The sequence below is a fragment of the Escherichia sp. MOD1-EC6098 genome (assembly GCF_002965865.1).
Lineage (GTDB): Bacteria > Pseudomonadota > Gammaproteobacteria > Enterobacterales > Enterobacteriaceae > Escherichia > Escherichia marmotae.
The window spans coordinates 75274-86349 of record NZ_PTSN01000010.1 but is presented as its reverse complement, the minus strand read 5'-3'; the positions used below and the strand labels follow the sequence as shown (position 1 = coordinate 86349).

Here is an 11076-nt window from a genome sequence, read left to right as displayed (position 1 = left end):
ATTCCGGCTGGCATTTTTACAGTCAGAGGAATACGGATAACAGTATAACGTTCGCTGTAAACGGGCAGATGGTTCCATCAAACTACGGAAACTTTGATGCCCGCTATCAGACCAAAACAGGCGGTGTGCAGGATGTGCGTCTGGGAAGCGCCATTGGTATTGGGCGTGGCGGGAATGCACCATCAGGTCACCTTATCAGCGGTCTTGATGGTGGTGAAAGTATGGACTGGGCCAATGCCCGCCCGGTGCAGGTTCTGATTAATGGCGTCTGGCGGAATGTAGCGAGTTTGTAATCATGATGCACTTAAAGAATCTTACGGTACAAAACCCTAAAACAATTGAGCAATACCAGCTGGCGCGGCAGCATAAATTTTTATTGTGGCTGTTCTCAGATGATGGCCAGGAATGGCACGAAGCCCAGGAAAAATTTCAACCAGACACTCTGAAAGTTATTTATGTCGAAACTGGCGAAGTGGTCTGGGTCGGAAAAGACATCACCTCAATCTGCCCGGAAAATAAAAGTGTGATTGAGTTGCCGGATATTACCGCTAATCGTCGCATTGAGGCGTCGGGATACTGGTTTTACCGCGACGATAAATTTGTCTTCGACTACAAACTTAAAGCGGAAGATGAACGCGATGCCCTGTTACAACGGGTCAGCATCATGACCAGCGAATGGGAAAAGGACCTGCTGCTGGGATTAATCAGCGACGAAGACAGGGAGAAATTGAAAGCCTGCCGTATTTATACAAAAACGTTACGGGAGATGACATTCAGCCAGGTTACAGATAAAGCATCGTATGCCGCGATTGTATGGCCAGAATTACCGCAGAACATTAGCGAGAATTAAGAAGTAATGAGCGCACTGTTGACGAAAGCATTTGAAAAGTGGGTTGCTGAATGCACAGCCAGTAATTTACCTGCGCGCCCTGACGCTATTATTTTTGCCCTGATGGAGCGGGAACCAACGCGCGAAGATAATACCGTTCCGGAAGAAAAAATCACATATGCTGTGAATGAACTGACCTACGGCCAGTTAAGCCCGAACAATATTGTGTGTAGCGCGGTTGTTCCTGATGACTGTGCATTCAGTTATGACTGGATTTGTCTCATCCATCAGGCCAGCGGAACACTATGCGGCGTAATAAAAACGCCTGTTCGACAAAAAGTGACAGGCGAGTCACTTATTCGTAATTTCACGATTATATACAGTGGCATTGCTCAGGCTGCGCAAATTACCGTTCCTCCACAGAGCTGGCAGGTAGATCTTTTCCCTGAAATAAACAAAAAAGCGCCACTGGACAGCCCGGCGTTCACCGGCACGCCAACCACACCAACTCCGCCAGACGATGCGGTCGGGCTGGAGATGGCGAACGCAGCGTTTGTTCGCAAACTGCTCGCCGCACTGGTTGACTCATCACCGGAAGCCCTGGACACACTGAACGAACTGGCAGCGGCGCTGGGCAATGACCCGAACTTTTCGACGACGGTCATTAACGCGCTGGCGGGTAAACAACCGCTGAACGATTTGCTGACGGCAATCAGTGAACTGACGAAACGGGCAGATAATCTTCTGTACTTTAATCAGGACGGGAATGTTTCTCTCTCTCCGCTGTCAGAAAAAGCCCGCGCATTACTGGCACTGGACACACCTGAAGCCATGCGCACGGAACTTGAACTGAAAGCGGCTGCAACGATGGAGTCCCAGAGCAATATCCGCGACCGCACACCAGGCAGGCTGGCGCTGCCGGGGGCATTTGGATACGGAATGACAGAGCACGAGGGGATGGTGCTCGGCATTACAAATCTTGATGAGCTTGCGTTGATATGCATGAACACAGAACCAGGTCGATATTACACATCATCAATGTCATCAGGTGATTTAACTGGTGTAGTCGAATTTATCTGGCTGGACAACTGGCAGAATGACAAAACCAGCCAGACAGCAACAAAACTTATTCTGTTTTACGGAAGAGACGGACGTATTCTTTCCAGCGTTCGCGGCTCTGACTACGGAGCCCCTGTTGTATGGAGAGATCTTACCCCATTAACTGGCAACACAACTGTAAAAGACGCGCAATCGGATATCCGGGATCGTACACCTGGCAGGCTGGCGCTGTCCGGCATGTATGGATTCGGCCAGGCATTTACCAGCACCGAAGCCCTGGCATTTAACGGGCAGGCCGATTTTGCTGAATGGCTGAAAGAGGCCACCCCGGGGCGTTATGCGGTCAGTATTGCGGACTCTTCCACACTACTGGCGGGCACCACGAAATTTAACGGCATCATTGATGTGATGTGGTCACCCTTTGATAACGACGAGTCAGACACAACGCGCAAATTCAAAACGCTGCTGTGTTTTAACCAGTATTACGAAGGTGAGCACAGTATTCATCGCCTGACTTACCGCTGGAGTGGAAACAACTGGAATGCAACAGTAAGCCCCATTATTTACGACGGCGATTCGCTGGCGTTCCTGCTGTCCAGGACAGCTGGCTCAGGCTCATATTTCAAATACCCGGCAGTGGGTGTTCCGGTGCTGGCTGTTTATCGCGGAACAACTTCCGGGGATAAAGAAATCAAAATTGGCCTGGGTGATGTGGTGCAGGGGTCACTACTGGGCGGAGTTAATCTTTCGTGCACAATATCTTCTGCGGGGGCTGGCTCCTACGGTTCCACACCGAGTGCAGGAGCTACAGGGTACACTTTTCCGGGGCGTTATATGGCGTTATCCGGGGTCAGGGACTCTTACGGAACAAGCGGTCGTATCTGCCTGTTTGTGCGCATCGAGTAACGGGGAATAAAACATGAAAATCAGAGCAGTAAAAGGCATCAGAAACGCCCATTATCTCGAAAATGGTGCGGTTGACTGCGAGGTGTTATTTGAAGGTGAAACGGAATTCGTCCCGTATACCGCCATGCAGGACGATAGCGCCCCGACAGGCCAGCGCATCTGGGAAGAGTTACAGAGCGGCAAATGGGGAGAAATAACCCCGTTCACCGTCACGCCGGAACTTATCGCCGCGGCGAAGGATGCCAAAAAGCGGGAAATAGAGGTGTGGCGCACAGAACAGGAGGCGCAGCCGTTCACGTTCGAATGGAACGGTCGTAGCTGGAATGCTGGCCCCAGCTCACTGGCCCGTATCTATCCGGTGGTAATGGCATCAAAATCCGACACAGCGCGGGACGTTATGACATGGGGTGATGCCGATAATCAGCAAGTGAAGATGTCGATGACAGAGCTTGAGGAGCTGGCTACAGCTATGGCGCAGGCGCAGGTTAACCGCAATGATGAAATTTATCGACGTCAGCGACAGATGAAGGACGTGCTGGATGGCCTGAATAATCTTGCCGACATCCGCGCTTTTCAGAGTGGAGAGTCAGAATGAAATGGGAAAAGGCAATTCTGCGTCCGTCAGCCATGCACATTAAATGCTCTGTGGTTTGCCTTCATCCATGGTCAGAAAATACCGGAAACATCAAACCATCGGGGCGTTATCTCAGCCCCGAAAATGCTGTATCTGCACTTTTACCCTATCTGAAAGAAAGCACAGAAAAAGACATTGTGGCGCTGTTATTTTGCGCCCCTTCTGCTGGCGAGTTTTTATCACTCGCCAGGCAATTTTCAGGCGCATTTCCGTTGCCGGAGGTGGGACGAATGTCCCGCATGATCTCCAGCCAGCTTTCACTGGCCATCAGCAGAATGCAAATCCCCGCCAGACCGGCAACATCACTTCCGGAACCGATAATGCTGTCGACACAGACCACTCGCAGCATGTCGCTGGCAGCAACCATTGCACAGGCAGCCACTCCTGCCGCCACATCACCGGAAACATTGTCATCATCGCTGCATCAGTTCATGAATGCGAGAGATAAAGCCTTACAGGAAATCGCTGATCAGCAGGCCGCACTCCGGCAAAAATTTTGCCCGGTGTGGCGCTTTTGCTACAAGGGAGCTCTTAGCCAGGCTGCAGTGCTGATACAAAAAAACATCCCACACCCAGAGTGGGTTTTTACAGCTGTGATGCTGTTCGTCGGCGATAATCTCTCATCACTAAGGGAAGCACTACATGACCCAGATGATTGTCCTTGCGCTTGACGGGGAAGCCATTCTGCTGCGCAACATCACCGTCAGCGCCACCATGCAACTACCGGACAAAGATATGTCCGGACAGTCAACCAGCACCACGAGCGCCCAGCAGGGAAACAAGGCTAAAGAGCTGCGCGTGTCGGGGGTTATTGATTTTAACGATGAAGCTATTCTGACCCGTATTTTTCAGCTTGCGGAGGCAACAGAAAGCAACGGTGCTAAAAAAACATATCGCATTGCTAACGCTACCGCGAAGGCAATCAATATGCGACAGGGGGTATTTTCTGGTGGCATTGATGCCACGGAACAACAGGGAAAAATGCACTGGCAGGTCACCTTTACTCTCAGGGAAAAATTAAGCGTGCCAGAGAAAGCATCAGCACGTAGCGGTTCACAAAAAACCATCGCCAGACAGCAGACCCAGAATGGCAGCGAACAGGCACCAGACAAAGGCATGAATACGCAAAGTTCGTTCTGGAAAAAAATCAATGATGCCGTTGGCTCTGGTCTGGATGCTGTTGGCATTGGGAGCGTGAAAGAGGAAGGGAAAACATGAAATTGATACAACGCTGCATGATTAATGGCGAACGGGTGGAAATTGCCGATATAAACCTTGTTCTTACCCTGAATGCTGCCGGTCGTGGCTTCATTTCTGTTAACAATCTGTCACCCGAACACAGCCTTGCCGGCGCAATGGTACAAATTGATCTCGGCCGTGACGGTGAAGCATGGCGCTATTTCTCCGGCTACATTGAGCGCGATCAACCTGCTGAAAATGGCTCACGTCGCCTTTTTATCCGTGAAGCAGCTGCTGTGCTGGATTTTGATTTCCCTTGCTCCATGCAACACCCGACGTTGCGGGGGGTACTCGATAATCTGGGGCGACAAAGCGGTATCGTTTTTATCACTCCGGATGCGGATTATGCCAGTATACCAACTCCCTACATCACCCACAGCGGCAGCGGAGCACAACTGCTCAGCCAACTGGGGCGAGCATTCAGTATCAACGATTACGTCTGGCACCCTATGCCGGACGGTTCTGTATTTGTGGGAAGCGCAGCTGATTCACGATTTGCCAGTATTACAATGCCGGATATTCCGCAACAGTACACACTCGGGCAAAGCGGCGGAAACAGCATCGACATCATGTTTATGGAAACTGTGCGACCGGGCGTGAACCTACCGGCCGGGCGCATTACCCGTGTAGCCCTCAACAACGAGAAAATGACCCTGACATGGGAGCGCCTTACCGCCACGGGTAGCCCTGTTTCCAAATCACCATTACGCAGACAAATGGAAACACAGTTCCCGGAACTGGTCAGCGGTACGCTACATACCCGGCTGGCGCGCGTCATTGCACCAACGGAGCCCGCCACCCTGGGCGATGTGGCCGACAGTTTCCGCCCACGCTACGCCGTCGATGTGCAGTTGCTTGATGAGAACGGCAACGATAAAAGCGATACGCCCGTTTACCCGGCAGTACCGCTCCCCGTCCCCATGGCTGGCAGTGAGGCGGGATGTTTTGCCTACCCGCCGGCAGGCACCATCGTGGAAATATCCAACATTGAAGGACGACCGGATAAACCTGTCATCAGGCAAATCTTACCCGCTGGTCATAACCTGCCTGATGTAAAGCCCGGCGAACAATTGCAACAACAGCGCGCAGAAGTGTTTCAGCGTGTCACGACTGACGGAAGCTGGCACAGAGAAACCGACCAGCAAATCAGGGAGCATTCAGCCAGGCGAACCATTAACAGCGATCAGGAAGAACGCACAACAACAACCAGAACAACAACAGTACAGGCAAACGACATAACCAGCGTTCTGGGAACCAGCAAGCTGATGACAGGTCAGACAGAACACATTACTACTGGCCATTATGCGATCGCAGCCGGTGAGCATATCCAGATGGTAGCGCAGGATTTGCTGACTAAACTCAAAGGGGCGACATCCACCATCGAGCATAACCTCACCGAAAACGTGGGAGGCCGCAGAACATGCCGGGCGGACGGCGGCCTGGAATTTACCGCCCCGACTGTATTTATTGGGCGCGGTGGCTCACGGGAAAAATCCGGACTTAATCTGCTGACGTTGTTGATTGATATTCTGGATCTGGTTCAGTTGCTGGCCACACACACTGCAAACCACACCCACAGCAACACTGGCGCACCAACAAACAGCAGCGAACTTGCCGCAGACGCCCAACAGGCTACGAGCCTGCGCGAAAAATACGGCGACCTTATCGCCTAATCACCGGGCATAAAATCCACATAAACGCCCCATCACGCAACGCACGGTTCAGGCCGTGCGTTTTCATATCTGCCACCTGATTAATGCGTTCTGCGTGCCATTCCGGCGCTGTATGCGCACACCACGTAAACGGTGTGACGTAAAGCGTGAGGTGACGTAAACCGCGCTACCCCCTCCAACCCGCGGGTTTTGTGTCGAAACACTTTTTCAGTTTTCTGCCGTGCAAAAATGACCGTCAGCCCGCGCTGCGACTGAGGGAAAGGCGAGGATCTGAAATTTCACGTTTTGAAATTTTTTGCAGTTTTCAGAGAGGTTTTTACGATCGCACAAATGGTAGGAGCAATGAAACCGCATGATATTAAAAGAGTTTTCATACTTTACGCGAGACGAGAAACGATCACGAAAGGATCGCATCAAAAAATCGTCAAACAACGAAGCCTGACGCAGCACGGCCTGCGTAAAATTAAGAGTCAAAATTAAACTGAAAAAAGGATCAATACCGCGCCTCGATCACGCATGACGATCTACACAGCAACAGGGCGAAAAAAAACCGGCGCGAACGCCGGCGGAAGCATGTATCAAATGCGTGACTGAATAATGTCTACGGTCGGGAATTTTACATCAGAAGGCTGATAAGTCTCAACGGATTGAAACAAGGGAAAAAACCAGGCTAGAATTCGCGCGGGTGCCTTTCGGCTGATGGCTGGAGGGAATACCTGAAGGCCGGATGTGGAAAGGCCCCGGAAAACATTTTCTGTTTAACCGAGGCCCTAACCGCATTACCTTCGCAAGTGATAGGTTAGCGCCTCTCCAATAAAGGAGCAAGCGCTATGTCGCAAAAATCGCTTATGGCCATCACGTTCTGCGTGACGGCAATCCTCATCATCTGGATGCTGCACGGTTCGCTGTGTGAAATACGGATGAGCTTCTGGGGAGCGGAGTTTGCGGCGTTCTTACAGTGTAAACAGTAAGGAAACCGCGACGGGGGAGCAATCCCCCGTCAATCGGTTGCTAAGGCAAGGTCGTAAAGGCACCCTATCTCACAGGCATGTCCCCACGGCGCAAATTTTGTCTCCCTTATGAATAGGGACGACATCTGCAGTTCGTCTACTTACTTAGGTTTTGCAGAAAACCACAATCCTGCCACTTGAGTAGCAATCATTGTATAACGCACTCGCTGGGTATCAAAGCGGGCCCCATTTTCATCATGATCAGCGGCAGCTTTAATCATCTTAGAAAGATGTTCGCCACGACTTTCTGCTGGAATTTCCGGTGAAAATATTTTCATCAAAACAGCCTGCAATAACAACGCCCCTAAAGCCCCGTCACCATTAGGCGATGCAAAAATAGCCGTCACATCTTTTATTTTCTTACTACCCTTATCCACAGCAACAACCAAGGCGGTCGTTTCACTTAAATTAATTTGTGCAACATCATTAACCTCACCATGTGAAATACTTACCTTTTTACTCAATTTAAACCCAAGAGCCTTAGAGGTGCTTTTTAATTCACTGTTAAGTTTTTTATTAAATTGTTCTGCTGTTAGATCAAATGTTGAAGAGGCTAAAGATAAACCTGACCAACAAATTAGAAAGAACAAAACCACATATTTAATAACTCTACTCATTCACTACACACCTTTTTAGAGCGGCTGATTGAGCCATCATTACAAACAAATTTTCCATCCTTAGTACAATGTGACACCCCACCTTTACTACCAGAACATGGCTTCCGCCCACGCCCAGCATCAGCGTTCATTGACAAAACGAAACCGATACAAGCAATCACTAAAAATTTGTACATAAAACCTCCTAAAAAATATGAGATTGAATAATAACCAAGGTCAACATTAAGAAAAAACGATCTATATCAAAGAGATAGCACAATAATCAGTACCGCAAACATCAATGCTTGCGGCAGCAGAAAAACATCAAATCAATCGAAGTGTGGACACTATGTGGACACTGATCCTAAAAATCCTTTTCAATCAGTAAAATAATTTCTTGACCTTCCCCTTGCTGGAAGGTTTACCCTTTATCTCAGTCAGTCAACACTGTCTTAAAGGAGTGAATTATGTCTCAAACAATCGACCTGACCCTGGACGGCTTGTCCTGCGGTCACTGCGTTAAACGCGTAAAAGAGAGTCTTGAGCAGCGCCCGGACGTTGAGCAGGCGGACGTGTCTATCACTGAAGCGCACGTTACCGGTACTGCCAGCGCAGAGCAGCTTATCGAAACTATCAAGCAAGCGGGTTATGACGCATCAGTAAGCCACCCAAAGGCTAAACCGCTGGCGGAGTCATCAATCCCGTCGGAAGCACTGACAGCGGTTCCTGATGAGCTTCCGGCAGCGACCGCCGAAGACGATAGTCAGCAGTTGCTGCTGAGCGGCATGAGCTGCGCCAGTTGTGTCACCCGGGTGCAGAACGCGCTGCAAAGCGTACCGGGCGTCACCCAGGCACGGGTAAACCTGGCGGAGCGCACTGCGCTGGTGATGGGCAGTGCCTCCCCACAAGATTTAGTGCAGGCGGTGGAAAAAGCGGGCTACGGCGCAGAGGCGATTGAAGATGATGCTAAACGCCGCGAGCGCCAGCAGGAAACCGCCGTCGCGACTATGAAACGCTTCCGCTGGCAGGCGATTGTCGCCCTGGCGGTGGGTATCCCGGTGATGGTCTGGGGGATGATTGGCGAGAACATGATGGTCACTGCCGACAACCGCAACCTGTGGTTGGTTATCGGCCTGATTACGCTGGCGGTGATGGTTTTCGCGGGTGGGCATTTTTACCGCAGCGCATGGAAAAGCCTGCTGAACGGCGCGGCGACGATGGATACGCTGGTAGCGCTGGGTACAGGCGTGGCGTGGCTCTATTCGATGAGCGTCAACCTGTGGCCGCAGTGGTTCCCGATGGAAGCGCGACATCTTTATTACGAAGCCAGCACGATGATTATCGGTCTGATTAATCTCGGCCATATGCTGGAAGCGCGCGCACGTCAGCGCTCTTCTAAAGCGCTGGAGAAATTACTCGATTTAACCCCGCCCACGGCACGACTGGTCACCGAAGATGGTGAAAAAAGTGTGCCGCTGGCTGAAGTGCAGCCAGGTATGTTGCTGCGCCTGACGACCGGTGATCGTGTGCCGGTAGATGGTGAGATTACCCAGGGCGAAGCGTGGCTGGATGAAGCAATGCTGACGGGTGAACCTATTCCGCAGCAAAAAGGCGAAGGCGATAGTGTCCATGCCGGGACGGTGGTGCAGGACGGCAGCGTGCTGTTTCGCGCCAGTGCGGTTGGCAGCCATACTACCTTGTCGCGGATTATTCGCATGGTGCGCCAGGCCCAGAGCAGTAAGCCGGAAATCGGCCAACTGGCGGATAAAATCTCTGCCGTGTTTGTGCCGGTAGTGGTGGTGATTGCGCTGATCAGTGCGGCAATCTGGTATTTCTTTGGTCCGGCACCGCAAATTGTTTATACCCTGGTGATTGCCACCACGGTGCTGATTATCGCCTGCCCGTGTGCGCTGGGGCTGGCAACGCCGATGTCGATTATTTCTGGTGTCGGCCGCGCGGCAGAGTTCGGTGTGCTGGTGCGTGACGCCGACGCACTGCAACGTGCCAGTACGCTGGATACCGTAGTTTTCGATAAAACCGGGACGCTGACCGAAGGGAAGCCGCAGGTTGTCACTGTGAAAACCTTTGCTGATGTTGACGAAGCGCAGGCGCTGCGTCTGGCGGCGGCACTGGAACAAGGTTCCAGCCACCCACTGGCGCGGGCAATCCTCGATAAAGCAGGCGATATGCAACTGCCACAAGTCAACGGCTTCCGCACATTGCGCGGGCTGGGCGTGAGCGGTGAAGCAGAAGGCCATGCGCTGCTGTTGGGGAATCAGGCGCTGTTAAATGATCAGCAAGTAGATACGAAAGCTATCGAAGCGGAGATTACCGCCCAGGCATCGCAAGGATCAACGCCAGTGCTGCTGGCGGTTGACGGTAAAGCGGTAGCCCTGCTGGCAGTACGCGATCCATTACGTAGTGATAGCGTGGCGGCGCTGCAACGGCTGCATAAAGCGGGATATCGTCTGGTGATGTTGACCGGGGATAACCCAACGACCGCCAATGCGATCGCCAAAGAAGCGGGGATTGATGAAGTGATTGCGGGTGTATTGCCGGATGGTAAAGCCGAAGCGATTAAACGTCTGCAAAGCGAGGGGCGTCAGGTCGCAATGGTGGGTGACGGTATTAACGACGCGCCAGCACTGGCCCAGGCTGATGTCGGTATTGCAATGGGCGGTGGAAGTGATGTTGCGATTGAAACCGCAGCGATTACTCTGATGCGCCATAGTCTGATGGGCGTTGCCGATGCGCTCGCCATCTCCCGCGCAACGCTGCGTAATATGAAGCAGAATCTGCTTGGTGCGTTTATCTATAACAGCATTGGGATCCCCGTCGCCGCCGGTATTTTATGGCCGTTCACCGGAACCTTGCTTAACCCGGTGGTTGCCGGGGCAGCCATGGCACTCTCGTCGATTACCGTGGTGAGCAACGCCAACCGGTTGCTGCGGTTTAAACCGAAAGAGTAAGTACGTCATTGCCGGATGCGCTGCTTCAGGGCGGCGCATTTGGCATTAACGCACGACTGCCGGATGCGGCGTGAACGCCTTGTCCGGTTTACTGGACAAAGCACTGTGCACAAATGCAACAATCAACTCCATTTGCGCCATTCCTCCCCGCGCGCTAGCAT

10 protein-coding genes and 1 pseudogene are annotated in these 11076 nt (G+C 51.9%); 8 read left to right on the top strand and 3 right to left on the bottom strand.

The window, feature by feature from the left end:
• The 4 genes and pseudogenes from C0K55_RS12550 to C0K55_RS12535 form a co-directional block, all read left to right on the top strand.
• Window positions 1-293 (top strand): annotated as a pseudogene (locus C0K55_RS12550) (phage tail protein); the annotation flags it as partial.
• Between the two features lie 2 nt (window positions 294-295).
• Window positions 296-850, top strand: coding sequence for a tail fiber assembly protein (locus C0K55_RS12545; RefSeq protein WP_097728116.1), 555 nt, complete (start codon window positions 296-298; stop codon window positions 848-850).
• A 6-nt stretch (window positions 851-856) separates the two neighbouring features.
• Entirely contained in the window at window positions 857-2794 is a 1938-nt protein-coding gene (locus C0K55_RS12540) for a phage tail-collar fiber domain-containing protein (protein ID WP_097753587.1), read from the top strand.
• 13 nt (window positions 2795-2807) lie between these two features.
• Window positions 2808-3389 carry a DUF4376 domain-containing protein gene (locus C0K55_RS12535; RefSeq protein WP_097728118.1) on the top strand — a complete coding sequence of 194 codons (582 nt, stop codon included), beginning with the start codon at window positions 2808-2810 and terminating at the stop codon, window positions 3387-3389.
• Window positions 3390-3534: 145 nt separating this feature from the next.
• On the opposite strand, the gene C0K55_RS26100 is transcribed toward C0K55_RS12535, so the two are convergent.
• Window positions 3535-3810: a hypothetical protein gene (locus C0K55_RS26100; RefSeq protein WP_157941598.1), complete on the bottom strand. Its 276-nt coding sequence runs from the start codon at window positions 3808-3810 to the stop codon at window positions 3535-3537.
• Between the two features lie 260 nt (window positions 3811-4070).
• On the opposite strand from C0K55_RS26100, the gene C0K55_RS12525 reads away from it, so the two are divergent.
• From C0K55_RS12525 to C0K55_RS12515, 3 genes are all read left to right on the top strand, one after another.
• The gene (locus tag C0K55_RS12525; RefSeq protein ID WP_000192894.1) at window positions 4071-4646 is read left to right on the top strand and encodes a baseplate complex protein; all 576 of its coding nucleotides are present in this window, start codon (window positions 4071-4073) and stop codon (window positions 4644-4646) included.
• Window positions 4643-6340, top strand: coding sequence for a hypothetical protein (locus C0K55_RS12520; protein WP_097728119.1), 1698 nt, complete (start codon window positions 4643-4645; stop codon window positions 6338-6340). The genes C0K55_RS12525 and C0K55_RS12520 overlap by 4 nt, the downstream gene beginning before the upstream one ends.
• An 830-nt stretch (window positions 6341-7170) precedes the next feature.
• Window positions 7171-7311 (top strand): Hok/Gef family protein, encoded by a 141-nt coding sequence (locus C0K55_RS12515; RefSeq protein ID WP_000078910.1) that lies wholly within the window; start codon window positions 7171-7173, stop codon window positions 7309-7311.
• Between the two features lie 140 nt (window positions 7312-7451).
• Here the strand turns inward: C0K55_RS12515 and C0K55_RS12510 are convergent, their stop codons facing one another.
• Window positions 7452-7967 carry a hypothetical protein gene (locus C0K55_RS12510; RefSeq protein WP_053272414.1) on the bottom strand — a complete coding sequence of 172 codons (516 nt, stop codon included), beginning with the start codon at window positions 7965-7967 and terminating at the stop codon, window positions 7452-7454.
• The gene (locus C0K55_RS26195; protein WP_072130759.1) at window positions 7964-8143 is read right to left on the bottom strand and encodes a hypothetical protein; all 180 of its coding nucleotides are present in this window, start codon (window positions 8141-8143) and stop codon (window positions 7964-7966) included. Before C0K55_RS26195 ends, C0K55_RS12510 begins: the two co-directional genes overlap by 4 nt.
• A 270-nt stretch (window positions 8144-8413) precedes the next feature.
• Between C0K55_RS26195 and copA the strand changes: the two genes are divergently transcribed.
• Window positions 8414-10915, top strand: a complete 2502-nt coding sequence (gene copA / locus C0K55_RS12500; protein WP_105266409.1) for a copper-exporting P-type ATPase CopA — start codon at window positions 8414-8416, stop codon at window positions 10913-10915.
• The last annotated feature ends 161 nt before the right edge of the window (window positions 10916-11076 follow it).